General features: G+C 36.5%; 18 protein-coding genes. 5 read left to right on the forward strand and 13 right to left on the reverse strand.

Annotated features, from left to right (window positions below):
- Positions 1–71: 71 nt before the first annotated feature.
- Both fabI and QF028_RS19535 read right to left on the reverse strand, forming a co-directional pair.
- A complete protein-coding gene (gene fabI / locus QF028_RS19530; protein WP_214999601.1) occupies positions 72–842 on the reverse strand; it encodes an enoyl-ACP reductase FabI in 771 nt (256 codons plus the stop codon).
- Positions 843–956: 114 nt separating this feature from the next.
- Positions 957–2816 (reverse strand): monovalent cation:proton antiporter family protein, encoded by a 1860-nt coding sequence (locus QF028_RS19535; protein ID WP_429467909.1) that lies wholly within the window; start codon positions 2814–2816, stop codon positions 957–959.
- A 94-nt stretch (positions 2817–2910) separates the two neighbouring features.
- On the opposite strand from QF028_RS19535, the gene prpE reads away from it, so the two are divergent.
- Positions 2911–3651, forward strand: coding sequence for a bis(5'-nucleosyl)-tetraphosphatase PrpE (prpE, locus tag QF028_RS19540; RefSeq protein ID WP_214713168.1), 741 nt, complete (start codon positions 2911–2913; stop codon positions 3649–3651).
- 49 nt (positions 3652–3700) lie between these two features.
- Here prpE and QF028_RS19545 read toward each other — a convergent pair whose 3' ends face one another.
- From QF028_RS19545 to QF028_RS19560, 4 genes are read right to left on the reverse strand one after another with little or no spacing between them, the layout of a single operon-like run.
- Positions 3701–4606 carry an RluA family pseudouridine synthase gene (locus QF028_RS19545; protein WP_429467912.1) on the reverse strand — a complete coding sequence of 302 codons (906 nt, stop codon included), beginning with the start codon at positions 4604–4606 and terminating at the stop codon, positions 3701–3703.
- An 18-nt stretch (positions 4607–4624) separates the two neighbouring features.
- Positions 4625–5419, reverse strand: coding sequence for an NAD kinase (locus tag QF028_RS19550; protein ID WP_168242509.1), 795 nt, complete (start codon positions 5417–5419; stop codon positions 4625–4627).
- A 53-nt stretch (positions 5420–5472) separates the two neighbouring features.
- On the reverse strand, positions 5473–6111 hold the full coding sequence (locus QF028_RS19555; RefSeq protein ID WP_214999607.1) for a GTP pyrophosphokinase: 639 nt from the start codon (positions 6109–6111) through the stop codon (positions 5473–5475).
- Between the two features lie 19 nt (positions 6112–6130).
- Positions 6131–6496: a hypothetical protein gene (locus QF028_RS19560; protein WP_215015655.1), complete on the reverse strand. Its 366-nt coding sequence runs from the start codon at positions 6494–6496 to the stop codon at positions 6131–6133.
- 120 nt (positions 6497–6616) lie between these two features.
- On the opposite strand from QF028_RS19560, the gene QF028_RS19565 reads away from it, so the two are divergent.
- The 3 genes from QF028_RS19565 to QF028_RS19575 all read left to right on the forward strand — a co-directional run bounded on the left by QF028_RS19565 (position 6617) and on the right by QF028_RS19575 (position 8683).
- A complete protein-coding gene (locus QF028_RS19565) occupies positions 6617–7207 on the forward strand; it encodes a CYTH domain-containing protein (protein WP_429467916.1) in 591 nt (196 codons plus the stop codon).
- Between the two features lie 206 nt (positions 7208–7413).
- Positions 7414–7821 carry a globin gene (locus QF028_RS19570; RefSeq protein ID WP_168242505.1) on the forward strand — a complete coding sequence of 136 codons (408 nt, stop codon included), beginning with the start codon at positions 7414–7416 and terminating at the stop codon, positions 7819–7821.
- Complete coding sequence (locus tag QF028_RS19575; RefSeq protein ID WP_246869707.1) at positions 7814–8683, forward strand: ClpXP adapter SpxH family protein; 870 nt, start codon at positions 7814–7816, stop codon at positions 8681–8683. Before QF028_RS19570 ends, QF028_RS19575 begins: the two co-directional genes overlap by 8 nt.
- Positions 8684–9284: 601 nt before the next feature.
- Here QF028_RS19575 and pepF read toward each other — a convergent pair.
- From pepF to spxA, 5 genes are all read right to left on the reverse strand, one after another.
- Positions 9285–11108: an oligoendopeptidase F gene (gene pepF / locus QF028_RS19580; RefSeq protein ID WP_429467920.1), complete on the reverse strand. Its 1824-nt coding sequence runs from the start codon at positions 11106–11108 to the stop codon at positions 9285–9287.
- Positions 11109–11253: 145 nt separating this feature from the next.
- Positions 11254–12450: a competence protein CoiA gene (locus tag QF028_RS19585; RefSeq protein ID WP_429467922.1), complete on the reverse strand. Its 1197-nt coding sequence runs from the start codon at positions 12448–12450 to the stop codon at positions 11254–11256.
- Positions 12451–12555: 105 nt separating this feature from the next.
- Positions 12556–14067, reverse strand: coding sequence for a cardiolipin synthase (gene cls / locus QF028_RS19590; RefSeq protein WP_214999991.1), 1512 nt, complete (start codon positions 14065–14067; stop codon positions 12556–12558).
- Between the two features lie 79 nt (positions 14068–14146).
- Positions 14147–14818 carry an adaptor protein MecA gene (mecA, locus tag QF028_RS19595; RefSeq protein ID WP_214999616.1) on the reverse strand — a complete coding sequence of 224 codons (672 nt, stop codon included), beginning with the start codon at positions 14816–14818 and terminating at the stop codon, positions 14147–14149.
- Positions 14819–15121: 303 nt separating this feature from the next.
- Positions 15122–15517 (reverse strand): transcriptional regulator SpxA, encoded by a 396-nt coding sequence (gene spxA / locus QF028_RS19600; protein ID WP_026566143.1) that lies wholly within the window; start codon positions 15515–15517, stop codon positions 15122–15124.
- A 588-nt stretch (positions 15518–16105) separates the two neighbouring features.
- Between spxA and QF028_RS19605 the strand changes: the two genes are divergently transcribed.
- The gene (locus QF028_RS19605) at positions 16106–16291 is read left to right on the forward strand and encodes a hypothetical protein (protein ID WP_429467926.1); all 186 of its coding nucleotides are present in this window, start codon (positions 16106–16108) and stop codon (positions 16289–16291) included.
- Positions 16292–16334: 43 nt separating this feature from the next.
- On the opposite strand, the gene QF028_RS19610 is transcribed toward QF028_RS19605, so the two are convergent.
- Positions 16335–17273: an ABC transporter ATP-binding protein gene (locus QF028_RS19610; RefSeq protein WP_429467929.1), complete on the reverse strand. Its 939-nt coding sequence runs from the start codon at positions 17271–17273 to the stop codon at positions 16335–16337.
- Complete coding sequence (locus tag QF028_RS19615) at positions 17274–18368, reverse strand: ABC transporter ATP-binding protein (RefSeq protein WP_214999620.1); 1095 nt, start codon at positions 18366–18368, stop codon at positions 17274–17276.
- Positions 18369–18385 lie beyond the last annotated feature (17 nt).

Raw genomic sequence — 18385 nt, forward strand, 5'->3', positions numbered from 1 at the left:
GTTCATAGGAAAATAAGAAATTTACTGCAAGCAAAAAGGCCCGCATCAAATGCGGGCCTTCATCATCATCCTTATAGAATATGATATCCGGAATCAACATGAATGTTTTCGCCGGTAATTCCTCGTGAAAGATCACTGAAAAGGAACAAAGCAGTGTCTCCAACTTCTTCTGGAGTGGTAGCTCTACGTAATGGAGCTCTTTCTTCAATTTCTTTTAAAATTGAATTAAAATCACTTATTCCTTTTGCGGATAATGTTCGAATTGGACCTGCAGAAATCGAGTTTACACGTATGTTATCTTTTCCAAGGTCTGCGGATAAGTAACGAACACTAGCATCTAGAGAAGCTTTGGCTACACCCATAACATTATAGTTCTGGATTGCACGTTCTCCACCTAAGTACGTCAACGTGACAATGCTTCCACCTTCAACCATCAATCCTCGTGCTTCTTTCGCTACGGCTGTTAAGGAATATGAGCTGATATTATGAGCGAGCATGAAGCCCTCTCTAGTTGTGTTCATATACTCACCACTTAGTTCTTCTTTATTAGCAAATGCGATGCAGTGTGCTACCCCATGAATTGCCCCAACTGAATCTTTGATTTCAGCAAAGCACTTCGCAACGTCTTCATCGCGTGTAACATCACACGGTAAAACAAGTGTCCCTTCAGCCTCTAACGAATTAGCAAGTTCACGAACACTGCTTTCTAATCTTTCACCTGCATAGGTAAAAATTAATCTTGCTCCTGCATTGTGCAATGAGCGGGCAATTCCCCATGCAATACTGCGTTTATTGGCAACACCCATTACTACATAAGTTTTTCCAGATAAAGAAAGATTCATATTGAAAAAGTCCTCCTACTATTACATGAGTTATTAGTACTTGGTACTAATTTTACACTAATTTACGACAAATGAAAAGTTCAACACAGCAAACAACATTTTTTCAAAAATACTTTAACAGGTTTCGCAGAATTCTAACTCTCTTTTCAGTTCATCCACATATTCCTTCGATCCAGTAACAATCAAGCGGTCATTCGTTTGCAGCTCTGTATCTCCATGTGGGACGATGGAATCCTTACCACGGAAAATTCGGACAAATATGATATCTCCTGTAAAAGGAAATCTCCGTAAAGACATCCCATCAAATTGCCTATTCAGCATAACAATTTCATAAAGTCCTGTCTCCTGATTTGTTAATATATTTAACAAGGTTGGTGATTCAATTAATGCCCGGAGTAATACTTTGGTTGACATAAACGCAGAAAACACTTCTATATTATGCTCCCGTAAACTTTCCTCTAAATCAGGACTTTCTATTCGGGCAATGACCCTAGAAACTCCTTTTTCTTTAGAAGCTACAGAAAGTGTTGCATTTACTCTTTCATCACCTGTTGAAATCACTACAACTTCTGATTGAAAGACGTTTGTATTCTCCAACGTTTCAAAGGAATAATCAGGAATTTCAACTATGTCAAAAAGAGAATTAGCAATTTGCTTTTCTGATTTCTCCATTTGAGTATGATACAAGATTGGATCATACAAGCCTGACTTTAATTCTCGTGAGACGGGCAATGTGGTCTGATTGGCACCTAAGAATGCCACGCTTACCCTTTTATTAGCGACCACTTCTTTAGGGAATAACTTTTTAAAAACAATCGGTGTAATAATAGACGTAATTACAGCAACCAATATTAATGTGCCACTCATCTGCGGGGTTATGATTTCTAACCTTTCTCCTATTGTCGCCGCTGCAATGACTAGGGAAAGTGTTGAAGTAAGTAAAAAACCCGCTGCAATGACTGTTTTCAACTCATACCAAATTTTCAAAATATACACGGGGATAAGTTTTGATAAAAGCAGCCCCAGTAATAGCAGCGGTATCATTAATAAGAGTTTTTTTTCATTAAAAAGGGACCAAATATCAAGATTTACTCCCACCATTACAAAAAAGATGGGAATCAAAAATCCATACCCGAATGAGTCTAGCTTATGTACAAGCTCTTGGTTCGGTGATAACAACGAAACAAGGACACCTGCTAGAAACGCTCCTAAGATGTTTTCTGCACCCACTGTTTCAGAAAGACCTACTAATACGATGATCAGTGTAAACACGGCCCTCGTCCCTATTTGAACGGTCCCCGTTGAAAGTGTTTCTATAAAGGTTCGATTTTTAAATCTTTTGCCAAGAAAATAAAGAACGATACCTGCGGCAAACAAAATAAGTAACAGCCACGTATTTCCATGCCCTGATTCATATAGCGATACAAAGACAGCAAGCAATATCATCGTCACTAAATCGGCTATAACCGCAACCAATAAGATAATTTGTCCGATGACGGTTTTCATCAGATGTGCCTCTTTCAAAGTAGGCACAACAACACCCAATGATATGGTCGAAATGATCAGCGTCATTAAAAAGGCATTCTCAATAAAACCTGCTATCACAAACAAAAAGGATAAACCCAGGGAGAAAATAAAGATACCTGCAAAGATTAGCCCCGCGACTACAAATGAATTGGGCTCTTTTTTTCCATTGGAAAGCTTTTTACGCAATTTCCTCCCAGCAAAGGCCGTGAAGTCTATCTCAAGTCCGCTTAAAAACATGAGAAAAATAAACCCTAAGGTCGATAGGGTTGAGAGCCACATATCTTCATGAACCACATCAAAACCGCTTTTACCGATTACCAATCCCATAATAATTTCAGCGACGACCACAGGGATATAATTCAATTTAAACCGATGTAAAAGAATCGGTGTTAAAAATGCCATTGTAACAACAATTAATAAAGAAATAACTGAAACCTGCTGCTCCATTCGTGTAACTCCTCTCAAAAAAGTTTTAGATTAGAATCCTTTTTATAAAAACTAACTCTTAGGCAAAAAATATCGATATAAGGGAGTTGAATTTATGAAAATTGATATAATCGGTGATATTCATGGGTGTTTAACGGAATTAAAGGAACTTACCATTACACTTGGTTATAAATGGGAGAACGGTATCCCAAGACATCCCAATAATAGAGTGCTGGGATTTCTCGGTGATTTAACAGATCGGGGACCTGCTTCACTTAACGTAATCGAAATTGTATGGCAGTTAGTCATTAAAGAAAAAACAGGCTATTACACACCAGGGAATCATTGTAATAAGTTATACCGTTTCTTCCTTGGCAACAAAGTTCAGATTGCCCACGGGTTAGAAACAACAGTTGCCGAATATGAATCATTATATAAAAAAGAGCAGCAATCCATTCGAAAAAAATTCACCGAACTTTATGAAAGGGCTCCATTATATTTAGTATTAGACAACAAAAAGCTTATTATTGCCCATGCAGGGATTAAGCAGGAATTTATCGGACAATCCCATGCTAAGGTCAAAGAATTTGTCCTTTACGGCGATATAACAGGTAAAAAACACCCTGACGGGTCACCGATAAGAAGAGATTGGGCCAAAGAGTATCACGGTGAAGCATGTATCGTTTACGGACATACTCCTGTGAATGAGCCAAGAATCATCAATAATACCTATAATATTGATACTGGGGCAGTCTTCGGAGGAAACCTAACCGCCTTAAGATATCCTGAAATGGAATTGGTTTCGATTAAATCTACTATGCCATATGTAGAGGAAAAATTTAAGCAATTTGATTGAAATTGAAAAAGCGGGATCGCACGCACGTTCAAATTAAAAAGGCTGCCTCCTATAAAAGCGAGTCAGCCTCTAAAATTTCACCCATATCCCTCGGTAATGGTGCAGTAAAAATCATTTCCTCTCCTGAAAATGGATGAATAAATTTTATTCTTTTACAATGAAGAGCCTGCCTAGCAATTAATGATCGGTCTCCCCCATACAAATCGTCACCAAGCAAAGGATGGTTTAAATAAGACATATGGACTCTAATTTGATGGGTTCGTCCGGTTTCAAGTGTGAGCTCCAAATAGGTAAATGCAATATGTTTCTCGATCACTTGATAATGAGTGCAGGCATATTGACCATCCGCACGAACTTCCCGCTCAATAATGCTGTCGTCTTTGCGGCCAATGGGCGCTGTAATCGTGCCACTATCTAGTGAAATCCTGCCTCCAGCAAAAGCTTCATATGTCCTTTTCACCTGCCCGCCCCGTTGCATCAAACTGAACAAGTGATGGACATGGCGATGCTTAGCAATTAGAACAATCCCTGAAGTATCCCTGTCAAGCCGAGTTACAATGTGCGTTGTTGCTTGCAGCCCACTGCGCTGATAATAGCCTACAAGAGCATTTGCCAAGCTGTGTACGGGGTGTTCTCGAGACGGAATCGTATTCATTCCTGCGGGTTTATTAACAACCAACAAATACTTATCTTCATATAGAATCGTTAACGGGATTTCTACGCCCTTTAGTCCCTCGCTAGGACTCTCCATGGGAAAAATAACCATTACTTCATCCCCAAATGCCAACCTGTATCGAACATTTACTTCTTCTCCATTTACTTGGATACTACCGCCCTTGAACTTAATATCCGTTAAGGCCGTTCGAGAAATCTCTTCCTTTTTTAAAAATTCTCTTAAAAGTTTTCCACTATCGCTTTCACTAATTTTCCACTTCATTTGAAACGGGGAAGTCATTATAATGGCCCCTTCTCGTCAATCTGAAATAAAGGAATCATGAACTCTTTTCCAAAAAGGAAACGGCCGGAAACGGGCAAAGCGAATTTTTTCTTCTGGCACCCTAAATTGGATTGATTTTACATCCTTATGAAGCAAGGTCAGATGGTCGATGGTCACTTGAAAATCAGACCGATTTACCGGTTTAAGCATACATGTATGGTGTGCAGGGAGAATAAGCGGCGAGCCTATTGTTCTAAAGACTTTGTTATTTATCGATGCCATCTCAGCCACTTGGAGTGCAGAAATCGACGGATGGATAATCGCCCCTCCAAGTGCCTTATTATAGGCGGTACTACCCGAAGGTGTTGAAACGCATAAGCCGTCCCCACGGAACCGCTCGAAATGCTGTCCGCGGATTTCCACATCCATGACGAGTGTCCCCTCGACACTTTTAACAGTTGACTCATTTAAGGCAAGATACCTTGATTCCTTCCCTGCATGTGAGTAACGGATAATCACTTCTAACAATGGGTATTCCACGACTTGATAGGGTGTTTTAGCAATCGCAATCACTAGCTTTTCAATTTCATCTGGGATCCAATCTGCATAAAAGCCGAGATGGCCTGTGTGAATTCCTACAAAGGCTGTTTTATCCAAACGGCTGCTATAGCGATGAAAGGCATAAAGGAGTGTCCCGTCACCACCAATGGAAACAACTATATCTGGTTGGTCCTCATCGTACACAAGATCAAAATCAAGTAAATAGGTCCTCATTTTGTGCATTAGAATATTTGATTTTTGATCTCCTTTTGATGTTATCGCAAATTTCATAGTATTTTTGCTCCTTGTGACTTGAATGGCTTTTCAAAAGACGGTTATGACAATTAATCCTTTTCTTCTTGTTTTAATTCTTTCTTTCTTGTAAAAAAGGCCTGAGCATCCTGAATTTCACCACGAATCAATGACATTTCCTCATCTAACCGAAATGCCGCTTCAGCTGCTCTTTTCAAACGCATTTGAATATCACTTGGAAAAACACCTTTATACTTATAGCTTAGCGTATGTTCAATGGTCGCCCAAAAATTCATTGCCAAAGTTCGTATTTGAATTTCCGCTAAGATTTTCTTTTCCCCATGTATCGTTTGAACTGGGTAGCTAATGACAACATGATAGGACCGGTACCCGCTTGTCTTTTTATGGGATATATAATCTCTATCCTCTACGATTTCAAAATCATTCCGGTTTCGTAATAAATCGACAACTGTATGAATGTCATCGACAAACTGACACATAATACGCATACCTGCAATATCTTGCATTTCCTCTTCCAATCTTTCTAGTGGTATTCCTTTCTGATTCGCTTTGTCAAGAATACTTGCGATTGGTTTGACTCTTCCCGTCACAAATTCAATCGGTGAATGAGTAGCATCGAGTTCAAATTGACCCCTCATCCCCTTTAATTTTACTTTTAATTCTGCAACAGCCTGTTTATATGGAGCTAAAAATTGGTCCCAATGCTTCATGATTTCACCTCAAAACAAATTAAGTTAAGAAAATACCCTCTACTTTTGTAACCAATTCTTTTCCATAATTACTATTACCTTTAATATTTGTTAAGAGATAATCAAATTCATCATGAAAATTTATTAGTTCTTTTTGCTCATCATTAAAGGTAGCCCAGACAGGTAACTTGTTTTCCTGTGCATTTTTTAAAAGCGGCCAGATTTGTTCATGTAAAACGATATATGTATAATCATTTTTATCTTCCATTAAGTAAATGAAAGAGTATTGGGCAGAATCTACAAGAATCTGTTCCCCAGGAACCAATTCAAGAATTGGCTCATTTGTTTCTAACATTAGTTTATCTTCTTTTATGTATGCCTTTAGGATTGCAATATTTTTCTTCATCTCTATACCTCCATTGTTCACCTACCTATTTTAGCATAATTCATCCATTTCTCCCAAGGATTGATGTTTAAGTTGGAAGTGAGATAATAAAGAAAACACTCAGTTGAAAGGAAGTACGGTATGACGCAAAATATTGAAATCGAATTTAAAAATATGCTAACAAGATTAGAATATGAAGGCCTTCTTAAGTATTTCAAGATAGACAAAAGCCAAATATTCTCTCAAGAAAACCACTACTTTGATACACCTGAATTTGCTTTAAAAGGTAAAGACTCTGCACTAAGAATTCGTAAAAAGGGCGGGGCCTACGAAATGACCTTAAAACAGCCGGCATCTGTAGGGCTGCTAGAGACGAATCAGATAATAGGGGAAGAGGAAGCCTCTACCGCCATTCACCATGGGAGACTTCCAACAGGGATCATTCAGCGTCTCATCGAGGACTACCAAATTTCTTTTTCAACTATTAAATATTTTGGATCATTAATTACGGAGAGAGTAGAATTCAATTACAAACAAGGCTTACTGGTATTGGACCATAGTATTTATCTAAGTGAAGAGGATTATGAATTAGAATATGAGGTTGAAAACTATCAGGTTGGAGAAAAAATTTTTCTTGAATTTCTTAAACAATTTAAGATTCCTACACGAAAAACAGAAAATAAAATCCGCCGTTTCTATAGCAAAAAATACGAACTAACAAACCGTGATTAAATTCTTTAAATTAGCTAAAGGGAAGTTTCAATTTGGAATTTTTTCCAACATACTACTGCCTCTTTCTTCTATTAAGAATTGCTCACTTGGTACACATTAATAATGTGTTCAGAGTGACAAATTCACATTTTCAAAGCAATTAATTTGAGATATGAAATAGGCATTGTTAAAATAAATCTACATAATACTTTAAAGGAGTTGTCAACATGATTGAGAGAAAGCTTTCACCATTTGAATCCATTGGTGAAGATACATTACACCATCTTGTGGACACTTTTTATGGACTTGTTGCACAACATCCTGATCTTGCTCCAATATTCCCAAATCAATTTACAGAAATTGCTCGTAAACAAAAGCAATTCTTAACTCAATATTTAGGCGGTCCTGCATTGTATACAGAAGAACATGGCCATCCAATGATGCGTGCTCGCCATTTGCCATTTCCAGTTACTCCAACACGTGCGAAAGCATGGTTATCTTGCATGACTCAAGCAATGGACAAAATTGGCTTAAATGGTCCAATAAGGGACGAATTTTATTCAAGACTTCATCTTACTGCCCAACACATGATTAACACGCCTGATGGCGAGGTTTTAGGTGAAGATCGTGAATAGTTCAAGATCTTCTGGCTCCAAGCAGCAATGTGGCGGAAATGAGAAAAAACCAATTGAGATTTATATGTTTATTGACCCATTATGTCCGGAATGTTGGGCATTAGAGCCCATTTTAAAGAAGCTTCAAATCGAATATGGCCGTTATTTTTCAATTAAGCATATTTTGAGTGGTCGATTAGCCGATTTAAATTTGAGTAAGAAAAAGAATTTTGAGAATCTCGCTCAAGTTTGGGAAAAGACTGCTAGCAGGTCAGGAATGTCATGTGATGGAAGCCTATGGTTAGAGAATCCCGTCGATTCTCCTTTTACAGTTTCCATAGCTCTAAAAGCAGCTGAATTGCAAGGGAGACGTGCTGGTCTTCGTTTCCTGCGAAGAATACAAGAGGGCTTGTTTTTAGAGAAACTAAATGTTTCTAATCTTGAAGTGTTAAAGGATTGCGCTAAGAGCTTAGGTTTAGATGTGGAGGAATTCATGTATGATATCCATTCCGAAAGTGCTGCGAAAGCCTTCCAATGTGATTTGAAGATCACATCTGAAATGGATGTACAAGAAATTCCTACGTTAGTATTTTTCAATGAAAATGTTGAGGATGAAGGAATTAAGATAACTGGTTCTTATCCATATGAGGTATATGTCCAAATTTTAGAGGAAATGCTCTCTGAAAAACCAGTGCAATCTCCCCCGCCTCCGTTAGAAACATTTATGAAATTTTTTAAATTTGTTGCCTCAAAGGAAATTGCCGTTGTTTATAATATGTCTATTTCGCAAATTGAGCGGGAGATGAAGAAACTACTATTAAAGCAAGTGGTTGAACAAATCCCCGCTAAATATGGAACCTTTTGGAGATATATCGAAGAATAGAAAATGTCGTTTGCAAACGGCATTTTTTTATTTTAAGGCTATGTTAAAGGGGTATTGTTGGTTTTATAGCTAGTTGATTGGAGTTGAAATCAACAGCCTAGTTTAACAGATCCTATGAAAAAAACGAAAATGCCTTGCAGCTTTTATACTGCAAGGCATTTTTCTATTATACGAACAAAGGGGATGGGAGAAATTTTTCACGGTTCAAACAAAGGGGTATATGTTTGTTGTGATCAACTTCACGTATATAATATAGCATGGGGTTAAAGATACTGACAATAAGTTTGTGCTTTATTTCACATAATTGTCAAATATCATAATTTCATGGAATGGACAATAGACATAATAGTACGAAGAATGAAAACTACTTTTTAAAAGGGTGGCCATGTTCGATGAGAAAATTCCCTTTCATTATTATGGTACTGTTTATTTTGATTGCTTTTTTCCTCCAAGTACTCGCATTATTAAAGATCTTCCCTCTATTGCTTAGTACACCAATATTGTTTGTATCCATTTTTATTTTCATTTTTTACCTTAATGACAGAAAACGATTTAGAGGATTTTAAAAGGGATGGATGCCAATAGGCACCATCCCCTTTATTTATGCTTTTGATAACAATTGTTCTAATTCATTCAATTTCTCTTCAAATACCTTACAAGCATTTTTGATTGGCTCTGCACTTGTCATATCTACACCAGCTTTTTTCAGCACTTCGATTGGATAATCTGAACTTCCCGAACTTAGAAAGTCAATGTATCTTTTGACTGCTGGCTCGCCCTCTTCTAAAATTTGCTTGCTTAATGCAGTGGCTGCACTAAAACCAGTTGCATACTGGTAAACATAATAATTGTAATAAAAATGAGGAATTCTCGCCCATTCTAATCCGATTTCCTCATCAATCACAATATCCTCATCACCGAAATATTTTTTATTCAATTCGTAATAGCTTTCCGTTAATGCATCCGCTGTTAATGCCTCGTTATTTTGTGCCTTTTGATGGATGATGTGTTCAAATTCCGCAAACATAGTTTGACGGAACACGGTGCCTCTAAAGCCTTCTAAATAATGATTGAGTAAGTATATTCGTTTTTGTTCATCATCAATTGTTTTTAATAAGTAGTCATTTAGAAGTGCTTCATTGCAGGTTGAAGCCACTTCAGCAACGAAAATAGAATAGTTACCGTAAGGATATGGTTGTGATTTCCGTGTATAGTAACTGTGAACAGAATGGCCAAATTCATGGGCAAGTGTAAATAAATTATTTACATTATCCTGCCAGTTCATCAGAATATACGGATGTGTACCGTATGCTCCTGAAGAATAAGCCCCACTCCGCTTTCCTTTATTTTCATGCACATCAACCCAGCGATTTTCAAAGCCCTCTGATAATATTTTCGAATATTCCTCGCCTAATGGGGCTAACCCTTTAATGACTAAATCCTTAGCCTCATCGTATTTAATTTCCATTTTTACATCCTTCACAAGTGGAGTAAATAAATCGTACATATGAAGCTCATCAAGCCCAAGCACTTTTTTACGAAGCTTCACATAGCGATGTAATAAATGAAGATGATCGGTAACCGTATTTACAAGGTTATCATAAACACTCTCTGGTATATTATTAGCGGAAAGGGCTGAATGTCTAGCTGAATCATATTTTCTTACTCGTGCATTAAAATTATCCTTCTTCACATTTCCACTTAATGTACTTGAAAATGTATTCTTAAATTCACCATATGTTTTATAAACGGCTTTAAACGCATCGTGTCTTACTCTAGGATCTGAGCTTTCTAAAAAGCGAATATAACGGCCATGAGTAATTTCTACTTCTTCGCCATTTTCATCCTTGATAGATGGAAATTGAAGGTCCGCATTGTTTAACATTCCAAACGTATTGCTAGAAGCATCCATCACTTCACTCGCTTCAGCTAGCAATGCTTCCTGCTCCGCTGTTAGGACATGTGGTCTTTGCAAATTAATTTCAGCTAGAGCATGCTCATATAATTTTAGTTCTGGTTTCTCATTTAAGAAGCTAGTTACTTTGCTCTCGTCTAGAGAGAGAACTTCTGGAACAATATAAGCCAACTGGCTGGCTGCTTGTGAATACAGATTTTTCATTCTGTCATCCAAGCCCTGGTAAAAAGAGTTCGTCGTGTCTTGGTCATAGCGCATATGTGAATATGTATAAAGCTTTCCAATTCGTTCTAACAGCTTGTCTTGGAACTGAAGTGCTTGATACAGTGTCTCTGCACTTTCCCCTAATTTTCCTTCGAATTCTTTAATCCCTGGGATTTGAGCTTTTACCTCTTGAAACTCTTTTTCCCATTCCTGGTCACTCGAAAAAATATCTTCTAATTTCCATGTATCTTGTTCAGGGATTTCGCTTCGTGCTGGCAGCGATTTTACTGCAGTTTCATTTGCCATCCTTCATCCTCCATTCTATATTCGCCCTACTTAAAGAAATGATCATTACATTATATTCTCCTTATCTTTTCAAACTCCTTTTCACAATTGGCAGCTAGGAAACTATTTACACTTTTATATAGTATGCCCTTATACATATTTTCATTTATTTATTTAAAAGGATTCGCTGATATTTTTGAAAAAATAACAGCTTCGCTTCCTCTCTTTCTCGATTGGACTTTGGAATCGATATCTTCCGTTTCAATTGGTAACTAGTATCTCCTTTTCTTGATATCATACCCAATTGCTCTAACAGTAAAAGGTAATCGAAAATGGCTAATATCGGATTCACTTTTTCAAGCTGTGATAAATTTCTTACAATGATTTCTTTTTTCTTAATTCTCTTATTTAAATGGCATTTAATTTCATATAGGGATATTAAATCATCGGGGCTTTTGTCGGCGATTATATCTATAAAAAAATACGTTTGCCAAATGATCGGCGGTGTTTGGAGAAGTAGTGCGTGATGGACGGGAAGACCAATTTCTGGCGGTAATAAGAAAAGATTAAGGTTTTTGTTATATATTTCATGAAAAAAAGATTTATGCTGATTCCCTGGATGAAGAGCCCAATTTAGATTAAATTTTTCATTTTCACTATTCCAGCTTGATAGATTAAACTCATTGCCCATTTTGGGTTCCAATAAATCACTTAAGTCTATTTTTTTTATAGGATAAGAGGAATGATTAGCGAAGGCATTTTTTGTGGAATAGGGAGTGATTGATTTAACCAAATGAAATTGTTGTTTTTCGGGGCAATATGATGGAATATAGAACTTTCCAGAAGTAGTGGTCCGTAAAAATAAGTACTGAAAGTTTGACAATGCAACGATATTCCTCTTTTTAATGATTATTTTGTTGCTAGAAAGAATCCATAGTGGAATGTATCCATTCTGAAGATATGAATTCGTCCGCTTAATAAAAATGCTCTCTGGAATGGTTGAGCATTGATACTCTAACGCGTATTTCTTTCCATTATAATTGAACATGATATCAGGTCGCTGTTGAATATCCCTATCATAGTACTCTAAATCGGAAGGAATCTTTTGTCTTATCAGCCACTGATAGAGTTGACGTTTTCCCTCCATGTGGTAATTCGATTCGCTTTCATAAAAATCACGGCAAGCTCCCCCCTGCTTATGGGCAAAATGAAAAATCCGCTGATCTCCTAATTTTAGCAAAACACTTTCCCCACAAATAGGGCAAAAAAATTCTTCTTTGCTGCGAAGGGCCAAAAGAGTGTCTTTTTTGTAATCAAGCCCTAGACAGATTTTTTCACCAATTTTTGTTTGTGCTGTTAACAATTATTTCTCGCCTCCTTCATCTATCATAATTCGCTATAATTATCATTAATTCCTTTTAATAGCAAAAAAAACTCGCCAATTCGACGAGTTTTTTATCATGGCTTCTTAGAGTAAGGGCGATAGTAACCGAGCTGTTGATTCAAGTACTCTTAAACCCAGATGTCTTTCATGAAAAATTGTTTTATCCAGCTGTTTAGAATATTCAAGGTCATTAATATATTCATCAACTAGCTTCTGAGTACTTTTAGTACGGAATAAGAATGCATTTACCTCAAAATTCAAATGGAAGCTCCTCATATCCATATTGGATGTTCCAATCGAGGCTAGTTCATGATCAACGATAACAATCTTACTGTGCATAAAGCCCCGTTGGTATTCATATACCTTAACGCCTGCTTCTAAAAGCTCTGGGAAATAAGATCTTGATGCATGAAAGACGATCCGTTTATCAGGTTTATTGGGTACTAGGAGGCGTACGTCTATACCACTTAGTGCTGCAACTTTTATTGCTGAAAAGATATCTTCATCTGGAATAAAATACGGTGATGCAATCCAAACTGATTTTTCCGCACTTGCAATCATTGAGAAAAAGATATTTTTGATAACACTCCATTCGTTATCAGGCCCTCCAGCGATGAGTTGAACACCACCGTGACTTTCATTATCATTTTGGGGTGATAAGTATTCGGCTGTTAGGAAACTGTGATTAGTCATGTAATACCAGTCTTGTAAAAAAATTAGCTGAAGTGTTCGAACAGCTTCCCCACGAAGCATTAAATGCGTATCACGCCAAAAACCAATGTTCTTATCTCTTCCTAAATATTCATCTCCAATATTGAGCCCGCCAACAAATCCAATCGTCCCATCTATTATGATCATTTTTCGATGATTACGGAAATTAAATTTATTATTTAAAAAAGGCAGTTTTACAGGCCCGAAAATCACCATTTCGATCCCTGCATTTCTTAGGTCGTTTATATAAGACTTGGACAACTGCCAAGAACCCACTGCGTCATATAAGAAACGAATCTTTACACCTTGATGGGCCTTTTCAATAAGAATATTTTTAATTTCTTGACCAATATGGTCGTGACGAACAATATAATATTCAAGATGGATATGATGCCTAGCTTTTTTTAGTTGTTCTAAGATATGGTGAAATGTTTCTTCTCCATTTGTTAAGATTTTTGTGGAGGTATCAAAGGAAATTGGACTATTCCCCAGTTTTTGAGCCAAATTGAATAATTTACCTTGGTGTTCCCCCATTAAGCTAAGCTTTTCATCACTTCTTGGATCATCCTCACCTTCAACTGTCAAAAACGCTTGCTTATCTAAGAAATACTTCTTCCTAAACATCTTTTCTTTCCGATAATTTCGGCCAAAAAGGAGGTAAAAAATAAAACCAACCAAAGGAAAGCTACCTAGAACTACTAACCAAGTGATCGTTTGAGTTGGGTGGCGGTTCTCAAGGAAAATAACAAAGCCAATAAAAATAACTGACAGTGTAACCAAAACACTTAGGACTCCAAAGATCCCACTTGCTAATCGATCCTTAAAGAAAAACAATAGTACGGATAATACCGCCAAAAATATAATAACCCTTACTGTGTTTTTCAGTGCCCTCACCTACCCGAGTTTTTTCAGGAAACAGTTAATGTTAAAAATACCGATTTCAATATTGAAATCGGTACATTAATTAGCGAAAATGTTTTCGTAATTCAGTAAAAACATTTCCAGAAATTATTTCTTTACCATATTCTTGAATACGATGAATGGTAAGTTGTGTTTCAAAACCGTACTCAAGCAAAATACTTAATATATCGTCAATTTCATCTTCTTCAAATAAGTCTTCAGGAAATTCAATATATAAATAGTATTTTCCTTCAAAATGATACAGCATTGTCACTAAATCATCCAATCCTGAACGATTAGATAAGCTAATAACATCCTCAAAGTCTTTAAAGCCAATAAGGAATTCTAACGTTTCTTCCTCAAGAATTATATCTTCCTCATCTGAATGATTGCGATTAAAATGATGATCCAAAAGATCTTCAATCTTATCATCAGCAGGAAAATCTTTTATTTTTTCATTAGGAATGGGGAGTTCAAACTTTTCTCCATCTTTTGACAACTGTGCTTTGGTAACCAGAACCTCTAAGCCTTTATCAAGTGCTTGGACTTGAATCCAAAGAGGACCTTCAATAACAAATTCTTCCTCATCATGGACTTCATCCATCATTTCCCAAAAGAGTTCTTCACTACGTTCGCGATTGTACCAAATCTCTTCACGGTCAAAGCCTCTTTCCTCTATATCACCATATGAAATGTAAAACTTCACTGTATTTTCATTAATGCGTTCAATCTCCATTAAAAACCTCTCCCTTCCGTTTTCCAGATTGAAGGGACTAAATACCCCCAAGCAGATACTGCCTTAGCATTTACTTAATTTCAAAAAAATTTTCATAAGGGTGTAAAAAAGTAAATACTCGTGTACTTTTATTTTATGATAAAAGTACTAATAAGGGAAATAAAAAAGGCTGAAATCTAAAAAACCGTGTTAATACCTATTCTAGTTAAGATTTTCATTATATTGTAGCAAAGTGGGATAGAAACCACAACGATATTATTTTTTATATACAAAAAAAGACCTCCAAAAAGAAGGCCTATTTATTTAATTAACCATACGTTGTGCTTCGCGCAACTGGAACGTTCTGACTCTTCTTGGGAGGAATCGTCTGATTTCATCCTCATTATATCCAACTTGTAAACGTTTTTCATCGATTATAATCGGCCTGCGCAAGAGACCAGGATTCTCTTTTATTAATCCAAATAAATCCTGAAGCGGCATTGCATCTAAGTTAACGTCTAATTTTTGAAATGTCTTTGATCTTGTTGAAATAATTTCATCCGTACCATCTTCAGTCATCCGAAGTATTTCTTTTATCTCTTCCATTGTTAATGGTTCGGAGAAAATATTTCTCTCTGTGTATGGTATTTCATGTTCTTCTAACCATGATTTGGCTTTCCTACATGATGTACAACTTGGTGAAGTGTATAGTGTAACCATTCGATCTTCACACTCCTCTTTTATTTGCGTCTATTTATTGATATATCCCGTATATTGAATTATTAAACCAATTTATTATAATCAAGTTAAATCATCTTTCAATAATCATTATAAATAAGTAATTTATATCATTGATTATACACCACTGTTTCTTAAAAGGGTATCTTTTTTTCAAAAAATATTGTAAGACGAAAAACAATTCAAAAATTTGTTGTATCACTATATTAGACGAATAATTCTCCTAAAAGTTTCATATTTTTTTATTATTTCATCTTGAAATTTTTCAATAATCATTATTCCTCTTCCTATAATGTTCGTCTATACTGTGTAATTAAGAGTTTGTCATCCAGAAATAAATTGTTTTCACTACTTTAACAATTTATTTCTCTACGGCAAAAAACGATAAACCAAAATTCTATTCTCATTTAAAAATTCGCAGTGAAAACGCATTCATTTATTTTAAAAATCAAATCGAAAGTTATTTAATTTCCTCTTTAAATAAACGGTAAGTTCTTTTACAATAAAGGAGGGATATTAATATCGTGCTACGAATATTCAAAACAGCTGATAGTGAAGGGGGTTAATACTATGGGAGCATACATATCGGATTTAACTATTGTTGCTTTACTAATTGTAGGAATTACTGCCCTAATGGGTGTTATTACAAACAGTTTTGGTGAAAAAGTGTTTGGTGGTAAAAATCGAAGTGAATTTGTTGATGAAAGTGCTAAATACCAGACTGGATGGAAAACTGTCGGGGGCAATAAGAAATAATAAACAAAAAAAACGATCTCGCAGCGAGATCGTTTTTTTTGTTTTATTTAGATTGTACTTTGTATTGTTTGAACTCTTTTTCCGAGCATAGAACAAAGTGACCAGGAGTCACCTCTCTAAATTCAACTGATTCATTAGGCTCGTAGTTATGACTAGCTGGATCATATGATTTCCGTTTCCGTGTCCGTTCACTGATTGGATCTGGAGCAGGAATCGCTGATAAAAGTGATTGTGTATACGGGTGCAGTGGATTTTTATAAAGTTCATCGGCAGGTGCAAGTTCTACCATTTTACCAAAATACATAACACCGATACGATCACTAATGTATTTTACCATTGAAAGATCATGGGCAATGAAGAGATAGGTTAAGTTTTTCTCTTTTTGAAGTTTTTTCATTAAGTTAACAACCTGCGCTTGGATAGAAACATCCAACGCTGAAATAGGTTCATCAGCAATGATAAATTCTGGTTGAACAGCAAGGGCACGTGCAATACCAATTCGCTGACGCTGACCGCCACTAAATTCATGAGGATAGCGGTTCGCATGCTCTCTATTCAAGCCAACGGTTTCTAAGAGCTCATATACTTGCTCCATCCGATCTTTTTTTGAATTTGCCAAGCCATGGATATCAATGCCCTCGGCAATAACATCAGCTATTTTTAATCTCGGATTTAATGACGCATATGGATCTTGGAATATCATTTGCATTTTCCGATTAAAATCTCTTAATTGTTTTTTAGACTTTTTACCGTGGACGTTAACTCCATCGTATAAAACTTCGCCGCCAGTAGCATCGTATAAACGGATTATTGTTCGACCTGTTGTTGATTTACCACAACCAGACTCTCCTACTAATCCCATTACTTCACCTTTAAATATATCAAAAGAGACATTATCTACTGCTTTTACTTCGTTCACTTTACCTTCATTAAAATATTGCTTTAAATTTTTAATCTCAAGTAATTTTTCTCTTTGAGCCATTTATTTCCCCTCCTTTATTCCAGGGAATTGACCTTGATTCGTTTTCTCTAGAGTAGCTACTGGAGTATTTCCTGCAAATTGATTTTGGCGTCTTTTTACAGCCTCAGGTGGGTTAACCTTTGGTGCATCAGGATGTAACAGCCATGTTGCTGCATAATGTGTGTCAGAAACTTTAAAGAAAGGCGGCTCTTGCTCTAAATCAATTTTCATAACAAATGGATTACGTGGCGCGAACGCATCCCCTTTTGGTGGATCTAATAAATCCGGTGGTGTTCCCGGGATCGAGAATAGTTCATCATCTTGGGTGTCCATATCAGGCATTGAACTGATTAATCCCCATGTATATGGATGCTTGGGATTATAGAAAATCTCATCAGCAGTTCCAATTTCAACTATTTTCCCTCCGTACATAACAGCAACACGGTCGGCTACATTAGCAACTACACCAAGATCATGCGTAATAAAGATAATCGATGTATCGATTTTCTTTTGAAGATCTTTCATTAATTCAAGAATTTGTGCTTGAATGGTAACGTCAAGCGCTGTTGTCGGTTCATCTGCAATGAGAACTTTCGGGTTACATGCCAAAGCAATAGCGATAACAACCCTTTGCCTCATACCACCTGAGAACTGATGCGGGTATTGATCTACACGTAACTCTGCCTTAGGAATACCAACTAGCTTTAATAATTCAATTGCTCTTTCCTTTGCAGCGTGTCTGCTCATGTTTTGGTGTTTGATAAGAGGTTCCATAATCTGGTTGCCAATTTTCATCGTTGGATTTAAAGAAGTCATCGGATCCTGAAAAATCATTGATATATCTTTTCCACGGATTTTTTGCATTTCTTTATCTTTTAATTTTGTTAAATCCTTGCCATCAAATAGAATCTGGCCGCTTTTAATTTCTGAATTTTGCTCAGGAAGTAAACGCATGATTGATTTGGTTGTTACAGATTTACCGGAACCTGATTCACCCACAATGGCTAAGGTTTCACCATTATATAAATCAAAACTTACGCCACGAATAGCTTTAACTTCACCCGAAAAAGTATGAAATGAAATATTTAAATCTTTTACTTCTAAAATTTTCTCCATTTACATCCACCTGCCTT

The sequence above is a fragment of the Neobacillus sp. B4I6 genome, from assembly GCF_050434045.1.
Taxonomy (GTDB): domain Bacteria; phylum Bacillota; class Bacilli; order Bacillales; family Cytobacillaceae; genus Neobacillus.

What these genes read in the sequence shown, in the direction of transcription:
- fabI (WP_214999601.1), bottom strand. Translation starts at nt 842, where the DNA reads ATGAATCTTTCTTTATCTGGAAAAACTTATGTAGTAATGGGTGTTGCC.
- QF028_RS19535 (WP_429467909.1), bottom strand. Translation starts at nt 2,816, where the DNA reads ATGGAGCAGCAGGTTTCAGTTATTTCTTTATTAATTGTTGTTACAATG.
- prpE (WP_214713168.1), top strand. Translation starts at nt 2,911, where the DNA reads ATGAAAATTGATATAATCGGTGATATTCATGGGTGTTTAACGGAATTA.
- QF028_RS19545 (WP_429467912.1), bottom strand. Translation starts at nt 4,606, where the DNA reads ATGACTTCCCCGTTTCAAATGAAGTGGAAAATTAGTGAAAGCGATAGT.
- QF028_RS19550 (WP_168242509.1), bottom strand. Translation starts at nt 5,419, where the DNA reads ATGAAATTTGCGATAACATCAAAAGGAGATCAAAAATCAAATATTCTA.
- QF028_RS19555 (WP_214999607.1), bottom strand. Translation starts at nt 6,111, where the DNA reads ATGAAGCATTGGGACCAATTTTTAGCTCCATATAAACAGGCTGTTGCA.
- QF028_RS19560 (WP_215015655.1), bottom strand. Translation starts at nt 6,496, where the DNA reads ATGAAGAAAAATATTGCAATCCTAAAGGCATACATAAAAGAAGATAAA.
- QF028_RS19565 (WP_429467916.1), top strand. Translation starts at nt 6,617, where the DNA reads ATGACGCAAAATATTGAAATCGAATTTAAAAATATGCTAACAAGATTA.
- QF028_RS19570 (WP_168242505.1), top strand. Translation starts at nt 7,414, where the DNA reads ATGATTGAGAGAAAGCTTTCACCATTTGAATCCATTGGTGAAGATACA.
- pepF (WP_429467920.1), bottom strand. Translation starts at nt 11,108, where the DNA reads ATGGCAAATGAAACTGCAGTAAAATCGCTGCCAGCACGAAGCGAAATC.
- mecA (WP_214999616.1), bottom strand. Translation starts at nt 14,818, where the DNA reads ATGGAGATTGAACGCATTAATGAAAATACAGTGAAGTTTTACATTTCA.
- spxA (WP_026566143.1), bottom strand. Translation starts at nt 15,517, where the DNA reads ATGGTTACACTATACACTTCACCAAGTTGTACATCATGTAGGAAAGCC.
- QF028_RS19605 (WP_429467926.1), top strand. Translation starts at nt 16,106, where the DNA reads ATGGGAGCATACATATCGGATTTAACTATTGTTGCTTTACTAATTGTA.
- QF028_RS19610 (WP_429467929.1), bottom strand. Translation starts at nt 17,273, where the DNA reads ATGGCTCAAAGAGAAAAATTACTTGAGATTAAAAATTTAAAGCAATAT.
- QF028_RS19615 (WP_214999620.1), bottom strand. Translation starts at nt 18,368, where the DNA reads ATGGAGAAAATTTTAGAAGTAAAAGATTTAAATATTTCATTTCATACT.